Below are 24,667 nucleotides of genomic sequence, written 5' to 3'. Positions count from 1 at the left end.
AGAGATGGATCGGGAAATTTGAACAACTCCTATAAGTGATATTCTGCTCCTCAAATGATGTTATAAACATCAATATATGGAGTATTTTATGGCACGTAGACCAAGAAGAAATCATTCAAACGACTTTAAAGCTAAGGTAGCGCTTGCTGCGATTAAAGCAGAAAAAACACTTGCTGAATTGAGTGCTGAATTTGATGTTCATCAAAACCAAATTATCGACTGGAAAAATCAATTGATCTCAGCTTCCTCGCAAGCCTTCGATCAATCAAAAGCTCCAGCAGAACCGCCCATTGATCTTAAAAAGTTACATGCAAAAATCGGTGAGCAGGCATTAGAAATTGATTTTTTAGAAGGTGTGTTGAAGAAACTGGGCCGCTTCAACCACAAAAGTTAATCGATCACTCACTTCAGATTTCAGTATCTAAACAAGCTAAGTTACTGAAGGTCTCTCGTGGTTGTTATTATTATCGCCCAAAACCTGTTAGCTCATCAGATTTGAAGCTGATGCGATGTATTGATGAATTACATATGCAATATCCTTTTGCAGGCAGTCGTATGATGCGTGATTTGTTGAATCGTCAAGGGCATCATATAGGACGACGTCATACAAGTACTTTAATGAAGAAAATGGGTATTCAGGCGTTATATTGTAAACCAAATTTAAGCCAGGCTACTCAAGCTCACCGTAAATATCCATATCTGCTCAAAGGATTGGCTATTCAGCGCAGTAATCAAGTGTGGTCAACGGATATAACGTATATCCCTATGGCAAAAGGCTTCGTCTACTTATGTGCTGTGATTGATTGGCATAGCCGCAAGGTACTTGCGCATAGGGTATCGATTAGTATGGAGGTGGATTTTTGTATTGCGGCTTTAAATGAAGCGATTGAAAAATATGGCCCACCTGAAATATTTAATACAGACCAAGGCAGTCAATTTACCAGTGATGCATTTATTGACGTGTTGAAATCAAATGACATTCAAATCAGCATGGATGGTAAAGGTCGTTGGGTTGATAATGTCATGATTGAACGATTATGGCGTAGTGTTAAATATGAAGAGGTGTATCTCAAAGCTTACAGCAGTGTCATAGATGCGAAAAAGCAATTGAGCGCATATTTTGAGTTTTATAATTTGAAACGACCTCATTCAAGTCTAGACAAAATGACACCAAATGAGTTTTACTATGATCAGCTGCCTCAACAAAACAAGGTGGCTTAACTAGAGCAGAATATCAATTATAAATAAGCTTTTAGTTGTTCAAACAAGTGGAACCACCTCTTCCCGACCTCAATCCTATTGAAAAAGCATGGTCTGTCTTAAAAAGTAAAGTCAGGCACATCATTGCTCAGAACAATAAAACCATTCAGGAAGCTCTGGATATCGTATTTAAGATGATGTAGCTTATGTTTCATATTTGGCTATATCAACGAATTGCACAAGTGTTCCCACAATATCAAAACAATTACCTTAGGACATTGTTACATATATTTATTTGTATTAGTTCAGACTTGATCGGACATAATTCTTGAAAAAGAGAAAGTTACCTATTTTGATAGAGGTGTCGAAATATTAATCAAAAAAAGGTACCTTTCTTATGTTGCATACTAACAATCAAATTATTAAACCCAAAGCAGGTCTGCTCAATTTAGCCAAAGAACTTCAGAATGTATCCAGAGCATGTAAAGTGATGGGTGTCTCTAGAGATACTTTCTATCTCTATCAGGAGCTAGTACAGTCTGGTGACATGGATGCATTGATCAATAAAGTCCCGTCGAGTACCTAATCTAAAAAACCGTGTAGATGATGCTACAGAACTGGCAGTCATTGATTTCGCCATTCAATATCCTGCATATGGGCAACATCGTACCAATAATGAATTACGCAAGAAGGGTGTATTTGTTTTATGGAGCGGTGTTCGCTCTATTTGGTTACGCCTTGATTTGGAGAACTTTAAGAAGCGTTTAAAAGCACTCGAAGCTGAAGTGGCACAGGATGATATCGAATTAAATGATCTCAGATTGATGCACTTGAACGTAAGCATGAAGATGATGTGGCATGTGGTGAAATCGAAACAGCTCATCCAGGATATTTAGGTGCACAAGACACCTTCTATGTCGGGAATCTCAAAGGAGTTGGACGAATCTACCAACTAACATTTATTGATACTTATAGCAAAGTTGTTCATTGCAGGCTCTAAATAACTAAAACACCGATTACAGCAGCAGATTTGCTGAATGATCGTGTATTACCTTTCTACCAATCTAAGGATTTACCAATGCTTCGAATTCTTACAGACAGAGGTACTGAGTACTGCGGTAAGGTGAAGCAACATGACTATGAGTTGTATTTAGCCGTTAATGATATTGATCACACAAAGACAAAAGCGGCTTCACCCCAAACGAATGGCATATGTGAGCGCTTCCATAAAACAAGATTGCAGGATTTTTATCAAATTACCTTTAGGAAGAAGTTTTATAGCTCGTTGGAAGAATTAGAAGTTGATCTAGACGATTGGCTAAAATTCTATAATACTGAACGGACTCATCAAGGAAAAATGTGCTGTGGTCGCACACCATTTGAAACTTTACTTGATGGAAAACGAATTTGGGCTGAGAAGAATTTAGCTCAAATTTAACCTAACAGGCACAATAAAAAATGGGTAACTGTCAGATCAGGTTTGAGCTATTACAATTTATTCCAGATAATATTTGACCTAGATATAATTTTGATACTTAAATTTTCAGGTTAAGCTTTTTTGCTATTCATAACTTGTTCTCGAGGAAATCAGTAATATTATAATTTAAAGCACTTAACCAATCATGTAATTCTATTAAATCTAAGCGTCGTTCCAAATTTTCCACTTTGGCAATATATGATTGATGCTTTTTTAAGGACGTAGCAAGTTGTACCTGAGTAATATTTTTAGACTCACGTAGCTTGGTTAATTCGTTAATAATTATCTTATATCTGGGATCGTGTATTGAGCTCATGGCTCAAAATGATGTACTATTCCAATAAATATCCCAAAATGGGATAATCGTAAGCAAATAGTGGTATTGAAAATGTCTTTAAATCATGAACTTAATTACAGTTTGATCGTTTATTTATCAAATATCGAGCTTAAAAAAAGTGAGTTTAAAACAATTTATAAAGGTTTTATAAAAGAATATCCTGACTATTCTGCTGAAATTTATTACCAAAATATTTATAGAATTATTAGGAGTTTAGCAGACAATAACTTGTTAATTGTTGAGCAATTTAACTATTTTTGCAAATACACATCAAACTATAACAATGCAGAACTCAATAATTTTTTATTAAACAAGGGTGTAGTTTTTAATCTCCAAACGAAATTAAGCAATGAAGTGTGTAAACTTAATAATAATTTAGAAAAAATGCGTTTAGAAATCATTTTTTTTGACAAATACATCAAAGAATTTCCATTACTCAAAGATACAATTTTAAGAGTTAAAGAAAATAGTGAGCAACAATTGGTTTATTTGGAATCTCAAATTAATGTACTAAACAAAATTAGATCGCAAGTATAAGTCATTAATATCAGTTTCAAGTTTTTTATGAAACATAGGGTTGGTTTAGAGGCTTCTCAGAGTGAATGGACAGCGGTTATAATCACTATTATCTTAAGTAAAATGGATTTGTTGTCAGGAAATACTTTCTCTTTAGGAATTCCTGTCATTTTACTTAAGCTAGCTGTCTTACAAAATTCAATGAAATTGCCGTTGGAATTTGTGTTAAATTGGCTATCTGATTAATATGAAAAACTAACTCATTCTCAGTTTTTTTGACCTCAATACATTGATAATCTAAAGTATCACTAATCTATTCAAGATAATGTTAAATAACCTAAATCGCGGATAAGAAATTGACTTGAAAAATGAGAGGACTAGAACCATCAGTTGAGTTACCACACCAAACTCACAGCTCTAGTCCTAATGTTCAATAGTACAGAATTATTCTGCGTAATTGATTATTTCTTTCTCAAATTTGAAGCGACTTATTGGAATTTTCTTAAGCAAAGTAATCGTTCCTTAAGAATCAGAACTGCTCATTTAACCATTTCAGAAATCTGTTTTATCGCTATTTGGTACAAATGTTCTCATTTCAATAATTTCAAAGCCTTTTTCATTTGGTTAAAAGAAGATAAAAACCATTTATGTAAGTACTTGCCTTGCTACCAACGGATGATTCATCTAATCAATATGCATGAATTAGCACTACATGCTTTACATGTGGCGCTGATGAAAGACCAAGACACACAATATTTATGGATTGATTCAACAACTCTGCCAGTTTGTAAAAATCAACGTATTCAACGCCATAAATCTTTAGCTAAAATTGCATTTCGTGGTAAAAGTTCAATGGGCTGGTTTTATGGCTGTAAATTGCATATTGCAATGAACCAATTTGGGGAAATTGCTTATTCTGCTTTATCGAATGGACATGTTGCTGACATAAAAATGGTTGAAAAATTGGTTGCTGGTATAAAAGCAAAACTTTATGGCGATCGAGATTACATCAGCCAAGAATTAAAAAGTAGGTTACAAGATCAAGGTATTGATTTGATTACTTATCATCGGAAGAATATGCAGGCTATTCAACTCGGTGCATCAGATGAATATCACCTAAGATAACGCAATAAGATAGAAACGTTATTCAGTTTGTTGAAAGGTCAATACAATTTTGTGACAAGTAAAGCACGCAGTGTTCGTGGATTTCTCAGTGGAATTTACGCCTCGTTATGTGCATATCAATTAGCTCATCAAAATAAACTGACAATTCATATTATGGAATCATTGGCTTAAACAGGATTCGGGTTATTATATGTTTACCTTGAGAATCCTATTAACAAATATAATATTATCGTTTCTTAAGATTAAAAAACTCTTCTTGTAGTTCAAGAATTGACTGATTAAATTTCATTCTTTTATTTTCACAGGTTTTTTTTCTTTCAATAATAGCATCTGAAGTAAAGAATGCTTCTTGAATTTGCATTTTATGTTTATCACTTAGCTCTATCATATCATCCATACCAAAAGCATAAAATGGATAAATATCAGAATCTTTCTTATTATAAACCAATCCGTCAAGCTTATAAAAATCAATTAATTTAACAAACTCATCGTCGAAGCTACATAATGCAGGAAAGAAATAATCTGCATTTCTGCTAAGAGAAAATGTAGATGCTTTTTCTAAATATCTAAAGTGGAAAATATCCCATGCCATAGCTTTCATCTTTCTAACCAATCCATCAGAATTTTTTTGAATTTTTCCAAAGAAATTCGATTTATTTGAAAAAATAGCATATGCAAGATTAGCATCACGAACAGACATCAAACCAAGATATTTTTGATTCATCTCAAAGTAAGTATAGATCTTTGTATAAATTGATTTTTTACTATATTTCCACCGAATAATAGCAATTATTAAGATAATTATATATTGCTCATGAAACATTCTTTCATACTCAATATTAAATTGTTTATTAGTTAACCTGAATATTTCTTGAGACATTTGCTGCTGGGCTATTTGTTGAATCTCGAAATCAGTTTTATGAAATTTTAGTTTATTCTCATTTTTAAATGTATCAACATCTAAATTCCTAAACATCTCATAAGCAAGCTTAACATCATAAATTTCAGCTAAATTATCACCGCACTTCAAGTTGTATGTATTCTCAGTCAAGTGAGGGATAGGATCAACATTTACATCAGGTTCTATAATAAATCTAAAAAACTCATCCAAATCTCCTGGCAATCTATTATTATTTCTATCAAAAAAATATGAATATAAATAACTTACAGCTTGTGTATCCAAAGATATAGAATAGTCAATTGGAATCTCCTCTTTCTCCCCAGACAATAAGGAATCAACAGTTTTTTCACTTAAAATAAATATATTATTATATTTGTACAATCCTCTTATAGCACCCGTCTTTGAAAAATTTTTATCTACTGCAAGACCAGGGATAGCAGCTGAAGATTTGTCAAAACTTAAAATAAAAACATAGTCTTTTAATATATCCTCAAACATTTTATATAATTCAGCAGCTTCTTTTATTGATGAGGAAAGAGCAATTTGAGCTATAAGTTCTTTTAAAACTAAGTTCATATTAAATTATCTCTAAAAAAGAGTTTAATAATAAAGTGCATACGCAATAAATCAAGGTTTAGACGACACATCCTGTCGTTAAACCTCAACCCAAATTAATAAGTAGTATTGACGATAACGTATATAAAAATTAGAGCTTCTGCTGCAAATCCAGAATTACGCACTCCTCTAGCCATTGAAGAAAAAACTCTCTACTTACGCCAAATTTACCATTTTGACCAGTTATGTATATATCGATAGCATCGTATTAGGATTTCAGCAGCCGTCAAATTGAAGTTTTACTCAGAGAAATATTACTCAAAACCTCAAGCAAGTGCTGTCCAAAGGTTATAAAGTAGTACGTTCTGATGGTGTGGCAATTCGTTCACTACAACATTAAATATCAATGCTCTGTATAAACTGAAAATTAACTAAACTTGAGTTGTACATTATGTTAAGTTTAGCAAATATTTCAGGATGTACTATTAGGTCCATACCTTTTAGTGTGTATGTCTCAGAGCTTATTTGCTCTTCACGTACTTCCCATGATCTCAATCTAAGAAACTCTTGTCCTTGAGAATCTTTTAGGCAAAGTTTCTCATTAAAATCTGCAGGCATATAATCAGGAGTAATTAATAACAGTTCAACAGGTGGAGTAAATATAAAGTTTCTGCCTAATATATCAGTGGAAATGGATACTCCAACTAGAGAAGTCAATCCCCCTCCAAAATGGATCATTATTCCACCATTTTTTGTCCACCATAAATTTTCAATACCGTCTTTTAAAGGCATAAAATTCTGAGGAAGACTAGATAATTGAGGTATTAATGAAAGCCCAGATATATTTTTAATCAACTTATTAGGTCTTGAAAAACTATGTTCTTCATTAAAATATTGAGTTTCCATACAAGCTAACTGTACCCAATTTTCATACTTTGGATCATTCTTAACAATAGTAATAGGGCTTATTCCATTTGTTAGCTCATTTGGAAGAGGTAACGCTGGTCTTGTTACCCGACTTTGATAAATTCCTAAATGTGACTCTATGTTAGGTAACGTATGAAAAACAAGCTCTTCTTCTGTTTCTAATGACCATAGACCTTCTGCTTTTAAATCTTGTTGAAGGGCTTGACCACAATTGTTCAACTCTGCAATAAATAGTTCTTCTCTCCAAGTAAGTCCATCTAAAGGAGGAGTAACATCTCTTGATCTACCATAAATGAGTTCAATAGTTTCACTCATTAATTTCATATTGAAATTTTTCTTCAATTCTGCATCTAGAAAAAACTCTATTTCTGAAGGCAAACTAGGAACATATAAGCTTAAAGTTTCTAAGCTCTTAGTTGGGTCTAATTCCATAATATATGGATTAGGTAAATAGGTCTGAGAGTTGCTTCCAGAATAATCATTTATATTGTTATAAGCTTCATAACTTAGTCCTGCTCTATCTAATAAAGAACGGCTTATGACTTGGGCACCCCATATAGATGAATTTGTATATATTTCTAATATATCCTTAATCCCTTTACTTAAAGTAAAAGGTTTATCTTCAAGGAAGAATATAATTTCTAAAATTAGCAGTAATGATGAGGTAGGCGTGCTATTACAAGCAAACCATGTTAATGGTTTAGATAAAAGATTAGGTAAATATTTTAAAATGCTAGTAAAACCTGTTAACGTTGCAAGTTTTCTAGATTTTCTGGGTTCAGATAATCTCAATAAAATTATTAAAATTAAGCTCTCATCTATATCATGTTCAATTGGATCAGAAGATCTATATTCAGCAAAATAATGAGAGTTTTTAGTTAAAGTTAGACGATGTTCTATGACGCTAAAAGCCTCATGCCAACAATCAATTGCTTCAGTGTAATACCCCCAATCTCTCAATCTTTCGATCAAACTTTCAGTGATACCTGCACCGTAATCTGTATATTTTAATCTTCTTCCTAATTCTTCTGAAAATACCTTTGTTGTTAAATCCTCATTAAGAATTTTAGCAGTTAGTAATAAATTTTTCTGCCTAGAACCGCCAATACTGCTCCATCCTCCATTTCCTCTAGATTTCATATAAGCTAGAGTATAGGCAATAGCTGCTAAGTCTGAGAGACCAGCATATTCAAGGCTTTGGGCTAGGCTAGCTAAAGGGTGATCTTCCGACCATGAAGAAACCTCACGGCCGTAGAAGAAGAGAATTCTTTCAGCATCATTTTTATTCCCCTCTATGCTTAGCTCTTGCAATTTATATGAAAGATAGACATTAAGTTTTTGATAATTTTTGTTCTTTGATTTTTCAATAAGCCTAATACATTTAATTATATCTCCAAGAGTGGCATCCTCTGGTGGATGTGGAACAATTTCAGGAGAAATATAATCAGAATTAACCTTATAAAGTGAATTCCTTCGTGAATAACTGGTTGAGCTAGAAGTTTTTGTGGGTTTTATCTTACATTTAATTGGATAACCAAAATTACTTGAAACTAACTCTAACTCTCTAATGGCATCTTCATTATATTTGTAAACATCATTAGAAACTTGGGCAGCCAATAAATGGAGTCTATTTTCTATAAATTGAGGATAGAGAGTATTTAATTTCAGTATGCATTCTAGACGTTCTTTTACTGCTGTAAGACCATCATTTTCATATTCAATTTCAAAAGGTATTGTTTGCCATAAACTATCAAGTATTAACGGATTTGCTTGATCTAGTAGCTTATTAGCAACTAATTTAAGAGCCTCTATCGTTGGCCAACTTTCATGAAAGTTTTCCTCAACAATTGTTCTTGCTAACACATTTAAAGCAGCTTCAGGATCAATATCCAATAGCTCTTTGAACCAACGGTTCGGTGTATGCTTAGTACTTCTACCATCTGTATGTCTTAATACAGAGGAAATTAATGGCTGTAGTTTTTCTAAGGCTAATAAACACTCATTTTTAGATTTATGAGAGATCACAGAAACAGTATCAATTATCTCGAATAGGGTTATATCTTTTCTATAACCATAGCTAGTTAAATATATACCCACATCTTTCCACTCGTTATTAGCCTCTGTCTTATTATTATTTAGAAGGATTTGAGTGTATTTTAACTTTAGTTCAGCATGAGTTGAGTAATATGTTCCATTACTTTCCACATGGTCAATTTCAGATTTTAAAGCTTCTAATATGTATCTATTGATATTCTCAAGCTTGGAATAAGGTTCAAGTAGATTAAAAATAACATCACTTGAAACAGGTCCATTAACTTCTCTATCAAGTCTTGTTGTGGTGTTTAAATTAACTTGTTTAAGTACCTCTAAAATATGTGCCCATTCATCCTCTGTTTTTACTAGCTCTAATCCTAAGCCTATTGTATAGCTGATAGTCCCATGAATTGCATATAGATCACATGCTCTTGGTTTTCCAGCAAATGGATGGCTTTCTTCCAAAAGAATATTAAAAACTTCTTTAATATTATAATTTTCTGCTTTTTCTGCACAAAATATGTTGATAGCAAATTTTAACCAGCATCGATACCACCCCATACCTCGAATTCTTCTAAGTTCTCGGTTTAATACTTTATAAAGTTGATCGGAATGAGCTAATACTCTGATTGAAGCTACCCATAATTTCAAATTATTCTTTTCAGGATGGCCATCAAAACCTAAATTTATAGAAAAAATTTTTCTTCCATCAATGACTAGATTATTTAAATTTATTCCATAATCTAATAATTGTGAAACCAGAATAGGTGATGTTGTGAGATTTAATGCACATTCAGCATATTCTCTCGCATAGGAGTGTGCATGTTGTTGATGATAGAAATCAGATAAGCCCCAATATAATCCATATGAAATTAATCTTTGATTCTCATAATTTCTAAATTTTTCAGCTAATTTTATTACCGTTTTAGTTAAATTATTCTTTAATAATCGGCATGCTAAACACTTAATAAAATAAACAGGAATATCTTGATTTCTTTTAAATTGATTTAAATATTTTAAAATTTTTCTTAATATTTTAAAGCCTAAACCTAGACTTAAGTAACCTTGTATTAATGCTAAGTTATTTTCTTCAGAAGTTTTTAACCGTGTTAAATGATCAAAGTAGTCAGGTGAATAAGTTCCATCCTCATAAGACATTTCAAGATTAACGTATTCTCTCCATGGAGCAATACCGCCCATATCATCAACAATCAAACACGCTTGCATGCCATTTAAATAATCTAATGTAGGTCGACCATCAAAAAGTAATCTTTCGGATAAAGCTTGATGACCAAAAAGCCTCCCATATGTTAACCAATAATCTTTGCCTCCTAATCGCTCTTGTTCATATGTATGAAGAGCCCGACGTAACTCATTACATCTAACTAATATTGCCCAATTTTGATCGTATGAAGCAATATTGGCTGTGATTGCAATATTATTTTGAATAGCATCTACAGTATGGCCATAATTAATACTTGTAGATACAAAATCAAATGAAACTAAGTCGTAAATTTCATTCGATTTATTTGCATTTTTTAAGGCAGATAATAAAAATCGATAGCTCTTAGCATTTTCATAGAAACCTTTATCCTTCATCCAATCAATCACTGGATCTAGAATATCTACTAAATTAACTCCTTGTTCTTTTAGCTCTTCTCTAATAAATCGTCGGAAACTTTCATGGAATACCCTAAGTCCACCTTGGGCTTCAATTTGGACAAATATAGGTTCAAATACCTTTAGGGCAACGGATACATGACGTGCTAGGTGGCGAGGATACATTTCCTTGAGTTCATCTTCAGTAATAGCAAATTCTATTACTGCGAATAAGTCTGCAACGAAACGACCTTCATCTGAAATTTTTTCATATAAATATTTGTAATAGACTTTAATATCACCATTAATAATTGGCAGTTGGTTTAACCAATCTTCAGGTTTTTCAGTCGGATTTTGTTTTAAATTAGAAATTATCCCTTTACATAAATACCTTGCATATAGAGGTATACTATTAGCTTTCTGGGCAACTAAGCTAAAAATTTCATTATGATTTTCAATGCCATACTCTGAGAATAGAGTATCTAATTCATGTAGCTTACATAGTTCAATTGTGTCTTGAAGAGTCCAATCAGGTATACAGTAAGTTAAAACATCATTTTCCCTTCGTTTTAAAATTGGGTCTAAGTGTTCTCCTGGCTGTGTACCTAATATAAGCTTTACCCCATTTGGGATATCTAAAGATGCTAGCCTTTCTATTATATCTGTTTCATTATCATTCAGATTAGATGATGCTGACTTAACTCTAGAAATATGATCTAAGCCATCAATAATTAAAATGACCTTTTCACTCCGAGAAGCTAATTCGTTTAAGGCATTTTCAAAATTTGAAAAATCTGCTGAGAGTCCAATCTTTGAACTAAATGGTGTTTTAATTGAATCTTGTAATTCAGCTAATAAGTTAGCAAAGAATACATCTGTAGTAACCCTTCTTTCAGATATTTCATCATTAGGGGATAAATAACAGTAATGTCGTGCAACAATTGCATCTTCTTTCAAAATTTCCGACAAATTCGTTAATTCCCATGACTTACCAGATCCAGGAGGGCCAATAAATATATGGAAATTCTTGTCGCTATCTAAATTTAAAATGTTTTCTCTAAAAATAGGCCGATCATAAAAGTACTTTTTGTCTAATGGAAAAGCTTGTGAAACTCTGCCAAAATCTGTTCTTATTTCAAGATGCTTAACAATCTCTTGAGTATCAAGTTTGGATTCATTACTTCTTGCCCAAGTTGCAAGTGCGATTGCTAAGGCTGCAACATCCTCTACTTTACGCTCACTATTAGGGTATTGGCCAATCCCTATCTTCTCATGTAAGAGCGTTAATAATTCAGTTTCAACACGACTAGGTGAAAATAAAGAGCTTGATGCATGAGGTAGCTCAAGCTCGATAACAAATTTTTTACAAAACTCGATAAAGTCTGACCTATTAAAATCTGTTCGATTTTTTAGTGGCTTCCATAAAGGAGTCTGATTTTGGGGCCATATTTTTTCATAATCTAATCGATATATTTTTGAATGAATAGTATCAAAAATAGGATTTCCTACTATCTCTATTAAACAGTCGTGATATTTATCTTCAATTAATGGAGCATTCCAAGTAGCACATAGGCGATATTCATCTGCTGGTTCAGCAGCTAATTTATTAGTTAAAATTAATCTATCAATAGTTAAGTTTGTACTAGTTTTATTAGTAAATTCAGAGAGAGCAAGTGGCTTATTAGCATCTGTACTATGTTTAATTTGAATTTTAGTTTTAAATCCATCTTTTTTTATAATTTGTAAGTCATCAAATCTATCATCATCTAATTGTTTCTTATCGACTGTAACGGAATCAAATTTCTCAATAATACCTAATACAAAAAAATATGCAGTAATAATATCTTGATAACGATAACCAGCATGTGCTGGTTTAAGGTTTCCACTCATATCAATCCTAATGGCTTATTAATAGTAACTACAAGTTATTGATTAAAAATTATATTTTATATGAAATTTGTATCTAAACATAATTTTAGTAATTTTTACAATAAAATTTTGTTTTTTAAGGTGTTAATAATTCTTTAGGATGAATAGCCATAGATTTTGTAGACACCTGTTAGTTAGTGATGGAATGCCACCACTCTCCTAGATAAATTTAGTCTATTCTTAAGACTTTTTAGTAGAAAACTATGTATTCATAGCTAGGTTAATGAACAAAATGTTTTATAAATTATCATTTTATTGCTCTAAGTAATTAAATTCATTGTTTATTAAACATAAATTTAATTGTGAATTAGATTCCAGGTGAACATAAGTTAAATAAATGATACTTTATTTTGATTCATTATTATTGATATAGAATAGGTTTTATAATCATCAACAGTCAATCTTTTTTAGTCGTAAAAGTGAATTTGAAATAAATTCACCTTTACTTGTTCAAGTTTAATCTTATTCTGAATACTACTTAACACGCTTAATAATCATAGCGGTACCTTGCCCCACACCAATACACATTGAGCACAATGCATATGTTCCACCTGATTGTTCAAGTTGATTCAGTGCAGTTGTGACTAGGCGTGCACCAGATGCCCCCAATGGATGACCAATTGCTATAGCTCCACCATTTGGATTCACACGAGCTTCATTATCGGCTAAACCTAAATCACGTGTCACAGCAAGCGCTTGAGCAGCAAAAGCTTCATTCAGCTCAATGACATCCATCTGATCTAAAGTTAAACCTGTTTGAGTGAGCAACTTTTTGATGGCAGGTGCAGGGCCAAAACCCATAATACGGGGTTCAACTCCGACCACCGTTGCACCAATCACTTTGGCACGTGGTTTTAGATTATATTGTTGAACAGCGTCATCCGAAGCGATCAGCAGTGCCGCAGCACCATCATTAATTCCAGAAGCATTACCTGCCGTAACCGTACCGTCTGCTTTCACCACAGGTTTGAGTTTATTTAAACCTTCTAAAGTGGTCGAAGCTCGTGGATGCTCATCCGTATCCACCACTACAGCATCACCTTTACGCTGCGGAATCACCACAGGGATGATTTCATGGGCAAAGAAACCATTCTTTTGTGCAGTAGCCGTACGTTGTTGGCTCGTTAAGGCAAATTTGTCTTGATCTTCACGATTGATATTAAACTGTTCTGCCACGTTTTCAGCGGTTTGCGGCATAGTTTCTACACCACATATTTCCTTTAGTTTAGGGTTAATAAAACGCCAACCCATAGTGGTATCTTCAATCTTTTGACTACGACCAAAAGCAGTTTCAGATTTTCCCATGACAAAAGGTGCACGAGACATACTCTCTACACCACCTGCAATGATTAAATCCGCTTCACCTGCTTTAATTGCACGTGCTGCCATTGAAATTGCATCGAGTGAAGAACCACACAAACGATTCACTGTGGTTGCAGGGACTTGGTATGGCACACCTGCGAGTAGTGCAGACATACGACCGACATTGCGATTGTCTTCACCTGCTTGATTGGCACAGCCATAGATGATGTCATCAACCAATTCCCAATTCACAGTGGGGTTACGTTCCATTAAAGCTTTTATTGGAAGCGCACCTAAGTCATCTGCACGTACAGGTGCAAGTCCGCCTGCATAGCGACCAAAAGGCGTACGGATAGCATCAACAATATATGCATTTTTCATGATAAGTCCTTTTTAAACGTGAGTATTTAACTAAATTCAATTATTTTGAAGTCGTATTTTTTTACGCCGTAAGGCTGCCTCATAACGACATTGCTTAAGTTGTGTATCAAGATTTAAGGGAGATGTTTCTGAAGGTTTACCTGTGTTGTCTACTGATATCATTGTGAAGTAGCAACTGTTGGTATGTCTGATCTGACGAGTGTGAATATTTTGAGCTTCAACACGAATTCCAATTTCCATAGAGCTTCGCCCTACGTAGTTGACATTTGCCAGAAATGAAACTATCTCCCCGACTTTTATGGCTTCTTTAAATATGACTTGATCAACCGATAATGTGACGACGTAGGTCCCCGAATAACGACTTGCACATGCATAAGCTACTTGGTCCAATAGCTTTAGAATCGTTCCACCATGCACATTCCCGGAAAAATTTGCCATATCGGGTGTCATCAGAACACTCATCGTTAGACTGCTTTGATCACTCATATTTAATGCGTAATTCTATATTGGTGGATTGAATTATATTGAGCTGAGCCTTCTAACAGTTTACAAAAAATCACCACCTCATATCATTCAAGCAAAAAAATGCCTGACCGAAGTCAGGCAAATAGGTACTCAAAAGTTAGGCCGTTTTAGCAAGTTTATTAAAGATGGATAAGTCCCCTTTTATAAACCCTAGTCCTGTACTTTTTTCTAAAATTTCTTGTTGTTTATACAGATAATTTAATTCCTGCCTAGACGCCCAATATGCTGGTCCACCCTTCCATTTAGGGAAACCAAAACCATTTACCATGACGAGATCAATATCATTCATTCGAGTGGTGACGCCTTCACTTAAGAGTAATGCAGCTTCATTGGCCATAGTCAGTAGAATACGATTGATAATTTCATCTTCGTTGAAAACCTTTCGCTCAATCCCTTTTTCATTTGATGCTTGAATAATGAGCTGATGAATGAGTGGATCATCCTCTTTAAGGCCATTGTTATAATTGTAATAACCTGCACCTGTTTTGGTCCCAAATCTACCTAATTCACAAATTTGATCAGGAATAGAAACATATCGTGCAGATGGATTTCGTTTGGTTGCATTCGCCTTTCTCATATTCCACGCGATATCTAAACCAGACAAATCCCCTACTGCAAAAGGTCCCATGCTGAAACCATAGTTTTCAATTGCATTATCAATTTGATGTGGAAATGCGCCTTCTTCTAACATTAATTCACATTGATAACGATAAGCTGCATAAATGCGATTACCGATGAAGCCAAAAGAGTTTTTACAAATAATAGGTAACTTATTTAGCTTTTGTACAAATGCAAAAGCAGTAGTAATCACCTGTTGAGATGTGTGATTACCATGTATAACTTCTACAAGTCGCATCATGTATGCAGGATTAAAGAAGTGAATTCCAACTATATTTTCAGGTCTCAAGCTGACTTCTGCAATTTCATCTAAATCAATATAAGATGTATTACTTGCAATAATTGTTTCAGGAGAAGCAATATTTTCGACTTGTTTAATTAGGTTTTGTTTTGCTTCTAAATTTTCAAATATAGCTTCAATCACTAAATCAGCATTTTCGAAAACCATTTCATCATCAGTTAAAGCTAAACGTGCTAACTGACAATCTCTATGCTCAGTTTTCGTTCGTCCTGACTGAATATCTTTTTCGTATATAAAATCAATATTTGACTTACATTTGACTAATATTGATTTTGAACAATCATATACGCTTACATTAAAGCCAGATTTTAATGCAGAAATCGCAATACCTGTTCCCATAGTGCCTGCACCAACAATCACCACATTTTTAATGGGTTTGAGCGGTGCATCTTTAAGATTAATCACTTTTTTTGCACTATTTTCAGCAAAGAATAAATGTCTTAACGCAAATGCATCATCAGCAACACGGAGTTTTTGAAATACTTGACGTTCTTCTGCCAAGGTTGTGTAAAACTCTTGCTCTGCAGTCGCTTTAATTAAGCGAATCGATTCTTGTACTTGTGGACGGTACTTACCTGCTTTTAACGCTTTTTTGATAATGGCATCAAGTTCAGCAGATTCATCTTTAGCTACAGTTTTGAGCGCTAAAGGATTTTTCCCTGCAGTCTTAGCAAATTCTAATGCAAAGGCTCTTAAATCACCCTCAGCAATTGCATCAATCATTCCAATTTTGAGTGCCTCAACTGCTTTTAAACGTTTTCCACTACAAATCACTTGTATACTTGGTCCAATACCAATAAGTCGTGGAAGACGCTGTGTTCCACCCGCACCAGGCAACATGCCTAAAGTTACTTCAGGTAGACCAACAATGGTATTTTCTGATGCGATACGTGCATCACAACCCAAAGCCAGTTCATATCCACCGCCCAAGGTTGCACCGCTAATGGCTGCAATCACTAGTTTGGGGCATTTTTCAATAGCCTCAATAACTTGAGGCAACTCTGGCGGAGTAATTGGTTTGCCAAACTCCTTAAGGTCAGAACCAGAAATAAAGTTTTTGTCTTTACCAATAATGACAGCGGCTGTTAGCGTGTCATCTTGAGCAAATTTTTCAACCGCATCAAGCAAACCTTTACGCACAGACCAAGATCCTGTATTTACAGGCGGATTATCAATCACGATGACTGCAATTGATCCCTCAGTTTCAAAATGAATAGTCTCAGTCATGGTTTAAGCGTCCTTACGAATATGAACAAGTGCATCCACTGCTGTCACACCTTGTCCTTGTGGATTTACGATAAGTGGATTCATTTCAGCTTCTTCAATATAGTATTCCTCAGATACTGCGAGCTGAGAGAAAGCCACGACCGTTTCGGCAATCGCTTTCAGATCACCTTTTTGTTTACCACGGAAACCGTCGAGTGCTTTTATACCTTTCACTTCAGCAATCATTTCATATGCTGAATCAAGCGTTACAGGCGCTAAACGCATTGAACTGTCTTTATACAGTTCAGTTAGCACGCCACCTGCAGCCAGCATCACAATTGGACCCACGTCTTTGTCACGTTTAAAACCAACTAAGACTTCACCAAGACCTTTCACCATCGACTGGACTAAAACTTTTTCAACAGTCAAATTTGGGCAATGTTTCTCAACGTTGGACTTAATTTGATTAATCGCGGCTTGAAGCTCTGAGTCATTTTGTACATTTAAAATCACACCACCCACTTCAGTTTTATGACTGATTTGATCATGCAAGACTTTTACTACAACTGGATATGAAATGTCCAGTGCTTGCGGTTGATCAATATTCAATACTTGGTATGGCGCATTTTGAATGCCTAATGGGCGTAATAATTGATAAGCAGAGTCTTCATCTAAAGTAACTGTTGTCGATCCAGCTGGCTGACTAATCTTCGCTGGTATCGGCATGGGTTGGCGACGAGAAAAGGCTGCATTAATAACATCAGCACAAGCTTCCGGTGATTGAAATGCAGGTACATTCGCCTGTTTCAATTGCTTTAAGGCCTCTGGTGCATCAGGAACCAGAAAACTCACCAATGGTTTTTTGTAAGTTGCAATACTGTCAACAATGGGTTTCACTGCAAGGTCTGGGTGATAACGAGCTGAAGAACCTGAAGCGACCAGCACCAAATCAAATTCAGGCGCTTCTTCAAGTACTTCTAGCGCAGCTTTCATCACTTCATACTTGGTGCCCGCTAGCGTTAAATCGATAATACCGCCTGCATGGACATCTACACCACGTGCATTAAGTTTAGCAAGCGTCTCTTCTGATGGTGACACCACTGAAACATTACGGATGCCAAGTTGGTCAACCACCATTGCAGCACCACCGCCAGTCGTCGTCAGTACACCGACATTAACCTGTTTATTGTTGGCTGCTTGTGGTGGAACTTTGCTGAGTAGAGGAATTGCATTGAGAAACCCGTCTAGGGTTTCGACACGTGCAATACCACAATCCTTAAAGAATGCTTCTGCAACTGCATCTTCACCTGCCATAGAACCCGTGTGAGAAACAGCTAGATCTGCTGCCACTTGTGAACGGCCAAGCTTGAACACCACCACAGGACGATTCAATTCCGCTGCTTTCACTGCAAATTCACGCAATTTCTCCGCATGGCGCATGGATTCCAAGAACAGCATGTAACCGTGAATATCAGGGTTATCTAATGTTGCTAAGCAGATTTCACCCACGCTTAGATCAACTTCACCGCCCACTGATACCAATCCATAGAAGCCGGTATGATGGTTACGACCACGGGAAGTTAAAGAGCCAATCATACTGCCACTGTGTGAAGCACAAAAGATATTGCCTTTAGGCAAACCTGGCTCAGCAAAAGCGGCATTTGCCGTTAAAAATAGGTCTTCATATAAGTTGACTAAGCCTAAGCTTGATGGACCTAAAATGCGTGTTTGATATTTTGCTTTTATTTCACTTAATTTATTTTCACGCTCAATACCTTCATGTCCAGCCTCACTAAAGCCACTCGCAATGAGGGTCACAACAGGCACACCCAATTTGCCACATTCTTCCACAGCTTCAAGTGCCAAATCTGCTGCTGTTAATACATAAACATGCTCTGGAACTTCGGGTAATGCTGAAAGAGATGGATAGGCTTTTTCACCCTGCACGGTCTCACGACGTGGGTTAATACAGTAAATTGTGCCTTTATAGCCGGCATTTCTTAAAAAGTGCAAAGGTCGGCCAGCTGTTTTGCTGATGTCATCTGAAATACCCACCAACGCTATGGTCTTAGGTTTCAATAAGGCATTTGAAAGCGTTTTATTACTTTTAACCATGGAATTCATATCTCTAAATCCTTTTAATTTACTTCGCGCGTTGATTAAAACGACGACCAAATACATCTTCTGCAATTCGGTTCTTTAATACTTCAATCGAACCACCCGCGATCATCCAACCTCGGGTACGTTTGACGCAGTACTCCACCAGTGATTCAGTTGAATACCCATAGCCACCCATCGCTTGCAGTGCTTCATTCGAGACTTCCCAACCTGTTAAGTTGCATGACAGCTTCGCAATGCTCGTCTCATAGGCTGATGGCAGACCACCATCGGAATTAATCGCAGCACGATAAAGTAGGAGTTGTGAACTTTCTAGCTTCAAAGCCATTTCTGCAAACTTCCATTGCAAGCCTTGGAATTCGCATAAGGCTTTGCCGAATTGTTCACGATCTAAGCAGTGCTGACGTGCAACATTAAAAGCATGACGGCCTAACGCTAAGGCACGTGATGCATTACCAATACGTTCAACGTTGAAACCTGAAATCTGTTTTTTAAAGCCGCCAGGCCCAAGCAAGACGTTTTCTTTTGGAATACGGCACTGATCAAAGTACAGTTGGCACCACTCTTCACCGCTCATAAATGCTGAAGGCTGACCGACTTCAAAACCTAGTGTGCCACGATCAACCATCACTGAACCGATCCCATCTAAACCTTCACCAAAGCGAACATAAATCAGGAAGGTATCAGCGTGTGGGCTGTGAGTAGAAAAGACTTTAGAACCATTGATAATGTAGTGATCGCCATCTTCTACTGCTGACGTTTTAAGTTCAGTCACTGAAGAACCCGCACCGGGTTCACTCATCCCTAGCGCAAGCAATTTTTTGCCTGCCAATAGGTCAGGAAGATATTTTTCTTTCAGATAAGGTGAAGCATATTCTGCGAAGGTACGGATTGCACCAAAGTTCCCCGCTTGAACCACATCAGCGCTTTTAGGGCAAACCAGTGCCAATTCTTGAATGGCAATAACAGCATCCATTAAAGAGCCACCGATTCCACCATCTTCTTCTTTGACGGTAATACCAATTAAGCCCATCTCAGCTAATTTAGCTGCAATTTCCCAAGGATAGTCGTGTGAGTGGGCGCGTTCTAATGCGCCTTCTGCTAATTCCTTTTGTGCAAATTTGCGTACTGAATCTGCAAATGCGTTTTGTTCTTCCGTTAAATTAAAATCCATGTTTTTAACTCTATATTCAACATATTTTATAGTTCAAGAATATGCGTTTTATTGTGCTTGTGTTTTCAAATAAATCATCACGCTATGACTTATTTGAGAAAATGTAAAATAAAAAAAGCGCCCTTAAGAGCGCTTTTTTTATTTTTTAGACTATTTTACTGGCTGTGGCTCTATAGCTGCCTTTGCTGATGGATCAAACATTTTTTCACGAATAAATATAATTGGTAAAATACTAATTAGATAGAAGAATCCTAGGATTAAGAAACCAAATCCAATAGATTCACTCGCTGCAATTGCACCGACTAAGATAGGTGCAGTAGCCGAACCAATACGACCCATATTATGTGCTGTACCCATAGCTGTACCACGCGCTGCAGTTGGGAAGCTTTCGCTCATAAATGTTGCATACACACCAAACGGGATGCCATATAAAAATCCGAAAAGTGCCAAGAAATAAATAATATTGCTAGGATTTGCAAACATGACGATGGACACTAAACAAACTGCTGTCGCAATACAACCAAACATGAATGCAAATCGACGACCAAATTTATCTGAAATAATACCTGCACTGATCTTACCGAATACCATTGCACTATAACTGGCAATCATATAATAAGTCATTGATTTATAGTTAAGACCCATTTCTGTTTCAATATAGGTTGGCATCCAATGGTTCACACCGTTATAACCTAAATGAAGTAGCATACTTGCAGAAATCCACAGTAACAGAACTTTAAAGACAGCTTTATCTTTAAAAATCAGCTTAAACCCAAATGATGAATCTTGTGGATTATCTTTTTTAGCTAAAAGTTTACGATCTCTTTCCGCCTGCCATGATTCAGATTCTGGCACCAGGTAATATAAAAGGAATGATAGAATAATAGCTGAACCACTTAATAAGAACATTAAGCGCCAACCATGATCAGGAATAATTGCTCCTGCCATCAGTGATGCAACAATATAACCAAAAGTCCAACCTGTTTGTAAGGTGGCAATAATTGTCGTTCTGTGTTTGGTTGGTACATATTCAGAAATCAAACCTGCGGATACAATATACACAGTACCTAGACCAACACCTGAAATAAAACGTAAAATACCGAATTGCCAAACATTTTGAGTAAAACTCAATAAAGCAGTAAGTACTGAAAATAACAGAACACTCGCTGCAATCGCTTTTACACGACCAAATTTATCACTACACCACCCCCCGAAAATACCTCCCAATCCCATACCAAGGATGGTGACACTTCCGAGCATTCCAGCTTCAACCCCAGTCAGACCAAAGTCATCTTTGATACTTTTTAAACTGAGTGACAGCATCATTACGTCTGCGCCATCAACGACCAAGGCTAAAAAACATAATATAAACGCAAGTTTCCACTTTTTATTACCTTCTGCACTTCCTGCAGTATTTTCCATATGCATAATTCATATCCTTTGCAACGCATAATTTAATTTTTTATTTGGTAATCAACAAGCTTCATTTCGCTCGTTGATTAAAACGACGACCAAATACATCTTCTGCAATTCGGTTTTTCAATACTTCAATCGAACCACCCGCGATCATCCAACCTCGGGTACGTTTGACGCAGTACTCCACCAGTGATTCAGTTGAATACCCATAACCACCCATTGCTTGCAGTGCTTCATTCGATACCTCCCAACCTGTTAAGTTGCATGACAGTTTCGCAATGCTCGTCTCATAGGCTGATGGCAGACCACCATCGGAATTAATCGCAGCACGGTAAAGTAATAATTGTGAACTTTCTAGCTTCAATGCCATTTCTGCAAACTTCCATTGCAAGCCTTGGAATTCACATAATGCTTTACCAAACTGCTCACGATCTAAGCAGTGTTGACGCGCTACATTAAAAGCATGACGGCCTAACGCTAAGGCACGTGATGCATTACCAATACGTTCAACATTGAAACCTGAAATTTGTTTTTTAAATCCACCTGGTCCAAGCAATACGTTTTCTTTCGGAATACGACAGTTATCAAAGTACAGTTGGCACCACTCTTCACCGCTCATAAATGCTGAAGGCTGTCCCACTTCAAAACCTGGTGTGCCACGATCAACCATCACTGAACCGATCCCATCTAAACCTTCACCAAAACGGACATAGATCAGGAAGGTATCAGCGTGTGGGCTGTGAGTAGAAAAGACTTTAGAACCATTGATAATGTAGTGATCGCCATCTTCTACTGCTGAAGTTTTCAGTTCGGTCACTGAAGAACCCGCACCGGGTTCACTCATTCCTAGCGCAAGCAGTTTTTTACCTGCCAGTAGGTCAGGAAGATATTTTTCTTTCAGGTAAGGTGAAGCATATTCTGCGAAGGTACGGATTGCACCAAAGTTACCCGCTTGAACCACATCAGCGCTTTTCGGGCAAACCAGTGCCAATTCTTGAATGGCAATCACGGCATCCATTAAAGAGCCACCGATTCCACCATCTTCTTCTTTGACCGTAATACCGATTAAGCCCATCTCAGCCAATTTAGCTGCGATTTCCCAAGGATAGTCGTGTGAGTGGGCACGTTCCAGTGCGCCATCTGCTAATTCCTTTTGTGCAAATTTGCGTACTGAATCTGCAAATGCGTTTTGTTCTTCCGTTAAATTAAAATCCATTCCTTAAACTTCCTTATGTTCTAACATAAGAAATAATAAGGATCATTTTATGCTCAAGTTTTCACATAAATCATCGACTCATGAAAATTTCACAAATAGGAAAAAACTAAAAGAGTATTGAGTATTCATCCTGATCAGATGGTTTTTCGGGTGGTTTCGAAGGCTAAAAATAGGTTTTCATGAAAGCTCAAGTTTCAAATGAAAAAATGGAAGCAGATTGCTCCCATTTACATTATTCATTTGAAATTGAATAGATTCAATAAAATCAATTTTCACATTTTAGATCATTCATACATATGTACGTTTTGACTATTTGTCACTAACATGGACAGCTTTGTCTGGTACAACCCAGAGCATGAGTAGTGCTGCGATCAGCATCACAATAGCAATACTGACCAGTGCAGCTTGATTACTCCCAAAACTCTCACGCATCACGCCCATGATCCAAGGTGCGAAATATCCTGCTGTCGTTGCCAGTGTACTCACCAATGCGATCCCAACAGGTGCGGTTTTTCCATCTAGATAACCTGTAGGTAGAGTCCATGCTAAAGCCATGCCTCCCATAAATCCAAAACTTGCCAATCCTAAAATAATTAAACGAATCAGCATACTCCCTTGCCAATATGCAGCCAGCACTAGCATAAAACTTGCCAATACCATGGAAAGCACATAATGCCAACGTCGCTCTCTACGTTTATCAGAACTTCTTGTAATCAGAAATAATCCTATCGCACCCAATGAGAATGGTATGACTGCATAAAATGAAATATGAGCAATATTGGTGACGCCCATATCTCTAATCATGGTGGGTAACCAGAAACTAAAACCATAATTTCCACAGTAGGTTGCAAATGCTAAAAATGCGAGCAAATAGATTCGTGCATCCGAAATACAGCTGAGAATATTCGACATTGAATGTGCTGATTTTTCATCACTTTGCGAGTCTTGAGTACCTCGGTCGAGTTGCATAATTTTGTGATGCATCTGTCTTTCTTTATTGCTCAGCCATTTAGAAGTACTTGGTTTGTCTGAAAGATAGAAAAAGCAAAAAATACCAATAAAAATAATGGGTAAAGCTTCTAGAAGAAACATCCATTGCCAACCAAACCAGCCCCAGAATCCATCCATTTCAGTCATAATAATCCCTGAAATTGGTCCACCAATAATTGGTGCTACTAACGAACCTGCGAGTATGATTGCTGCTACGCGACCTCGCATATAACTAGGAAACCAATAACTAAAATATAAAAAGACACCAGGATAAAAACCGGCCTCAAAAATTCCCAATAAAAATCGGATTAAATACAGTTGATTGACCGTTGTTATAAATAAAGTTGCGGCAGATGCAAGCCCCCATAGCACCATAATTCGAGCGAGGGTTTTTCTTGCTCCCACTTTATCCATCAATAAGTTACTTGGAATTTCAAAAAGTGCATAACCAATAAAGAAAATACCAGCTGCATAGGCATATTGAATATCTGTAAATCCAATATAGTCCTGCATTTGTAACTTTGCATAACCAATATTTACGCGGTCTAGAAATGAAAACATATACGCCAAAAAAAGTATGGGCATAATTTTCCATAGAATTTTATTTAATAATTTTTGTTTTTCCTGCTCGTCGATACATTCAAGTTGAGTATTTAAAGTTACTGGGTTTTCCATATAAAATCCTTTTATAAGTCTCACCAATTACTGGCTAAAAGAGCCCTTCATAAGTGAAAAATATATAAGAATTGATAATTTAATATTGACCAATAACTCATCATGTGATGAGTTATTTAAACCAACAAGCGATATCATTGACATT

At 36.0% G+C, this 24,667-nt stretch carries 14 protein-coding genes and 2 pseudogenes; 5 read left to right on the top strand and 11 right to left on the bottom strand.

The annotated features are described in order from the left end of the window. Window positions 1-76 precede the first annotated feature (76 nt). The 3 genes and pseudogenes from AC5YD2_RS06585 (at window position 77) to AC5YD2_RS06575 (ending at window position 2,638) form a co-directional block, all read left to right on the top strand. Window positions 77-1,221 (top strand): IS3 family transposase gene (locus tag AC5YD2_RS06585; protein WP_496125561.1). Its coding sequence is split into 2 segments (ribosomal slippage): window positions 77-341 and window positions 341-1,221, totalling 1,146 coding nucleotides; the frame shifts between segments, so codons are not numbered across the junction. A gap of 47 nt (window positions 1,222-1,268) precedes the next feature. Further along, window positions 1,269-1,403, top strand: coding sequence for a hypothetical protein (locus AC5YD2_RS06580; RefSeq protein WP_496125560.1), 135 nt, complete (start codon window positions 1,269-1,271; stop codon window positions 1,401-1,403). 194 nt (window positions 1,404-1,597) lie between these two features. Continuing rightward, a pseudogene (locus AC5YD2_RS06575) lies at window positions 1,598-2,638 on the top strand (IS481 family transposase). Between the two features lie 127 nt (window positions 2,639-2,765). Here the strand turns inward: AC5YD2_RS06575 and AC5YD2_RS06570 are convergent. Beyond that, on the bottom strand, window positions 2,766-2,993 hold the full coding sequence (locus AC5YD2_RS06570; RefSeq protein ID WP_496125559.1) for a helix-turn-helix domain-containing protein: 228 nt from the start codon (window positions 2,991-2,993) through the stop codon (window positions 2,766-2,768). Between the two features lie 72 nt (window positions 2,994-3,065). On the opposite strand from AC5YD2_RS06570, the gene AC5YD2_RS06565 reads away from it, so the two are divergent. Together AC5YD2_RS06565 and AC5YD2_RS06560 are read left to right on the top strand one after the other, a co-directional pair. Beyond that, window positions 3,066-3,551 carry a hypothetical protein gene (locus AC5YD2_RS06565; RefSeq protein ID WP_496125558.1) on the top strand — a complete coding sequence of 162 codons (486 nt, stop codon included), beginning with the start codon at window positions 3,066-3,068 and terminating at the stop codon, window positions 3,549-3,551. A gap of 405 nt (window positions 3,552-3,956) precedes the next feature. Continuing rightward, window positions 3,957-4,826, top strand: a pseudogene (locus tag AC5YD2_RS06560) (IS982 family transposase). 55 nt (window positions 4,827-4,881) lie between these two features. On the opposite strand, the gene AC5YD2_RS06555 reads toward AC5YD2_RS06560, so the two are convergent. From AC5YD2_RS06555 to AC5YD2_RS06510, 10 genes are all read right to left on the bottom strand, one after another. Next, entirely contained in the window at window positions 4,882-6,132 is a 1,251-nt protein-coding gene (locus tag AC5YD2_RS06555) for a hypothetical protein (RefSeq protein ID WP_496125557.1), read from the bottom strand. A 375-nt stretch (window positions 6,133-6,507) separates the two neighbouring features. After that, window positions 6,508-12,561, bottom strand: a complete 6,054-nt coding sequence (locus AC5YD2_RS06550) for an ATP-binding protein (protein WP_496125556.1) — start codon at window positions 12,559-12,561, stop codon at window positions 6,508-6,510. 513 nt (window positions 12,562-13,074) lie between these two features. After that, window positions 13,075-14,283, bottom strand: coding sequence for a 3-oxoadipyl-CoA thiolase (pcaF, locus tag AC5YD2_RS06545; protein WP_496125555.1), 1,209 nt, complete (start codon window positions 14,281-14,283; stop codon window positions 13,075-13,077). Window positions 14,284-14,319: 36 nt separating this feature from the next. Next, the gene (locus AC5YD2_RS06540) at window positions 14,320-14,769 is read right to left on the bottom strand and encodes an acyl-CoA thioesterase (RefSeq protein WP_496125554.1); all 450 of its coding nucleotides are present in this window, start codon (window positions 14,767-14,769) and stop codon (window positions 14,320-14,322) included. 136 nt (window positions 14,770-14,905) lie between these two features. Next, a complete protein-coding gene (locus tag AC5YD2_RS06535; protein ID WP_496125553.1) occupies window positions 14,906-16,954 on the bottom strand; it encodes a 3-hydroxyacyl-CoA dehydrogenase NAD-binding domain-containing protein in 2,049 nt (682 codons plus the stop codon). 3 nt (window positions 16,955-16,957) lie between these two features. Next, window positions 16,958-19,057 (bottom strand): acetate--CoA ligase family protein, encoded by a 2,100-nt coding sequence (locus AC5YD2_RS06530; protein WP_496125552.1) that lies wholly within the window; start codon window positions 19,055-19,057, stop codon window positions 16,958-16,960. A 19-nt stretch (window positions 19,058-19,076) separates the two neighbouring features. Next, window positions 19,077-20,225, bottom strand: a complete 1,149-nt coding sequence (locus AC5YD2_RS06525) for an acyl-CoA dehydrogenase family protein (protein ID WP_496125551.1) — start codon at window positions 20,223-20,225, stop codon at window positions 19,077-19,079. A gap of 150 nt (window positions 20,226-20,375) precedes the next feature. Then, a complete protein-coding gene (locus AC5YD2_RS06520) occupies window positions 20,376-21,653 on the bottom strand; it encodes an MFS transporter (RefSeq protein WP_496125550.1) in 1,278 nt (425 codons plus the stop codon). 55 nt (window positions 21,654-21,708) lie between these two features. Next, window positions 21,709-22,857, bottom strand: a complete 1,149-nt coding sequence (locus AC5YD2_RS06515; protein ID WP_496125549.1) for an acyl-CoA dehydrogenase family protein — start codon at window positions 22,855-22,857, stop codon at window positions 21,709-21,711. Window positions 22,858-23,166: 309 nt separating this feature from the next. Further along, on the bottom strand, window positions 23,167-24,522 hold the full coding sequence (locus AC5YD2_RS06510; RefSeq protein ID WP_496125548.1) for an MFS transporter: 1,356 nt from the start codon (window positions 24,520-24,522) through the stop codon (window positions 23,167-23,169). Window positions 24,523-24,667: the final 145 nt, after the last annotated feature.

The sequence above is a fragment of the Acinetobacter sp. CY73 genome (assembly GCF_059515865.1).
The sequence above is the reverse complement of the archived record's forward strand: the minus strand, read 5'-3'. Positions and strand labels throughout refer to the sequence as shown.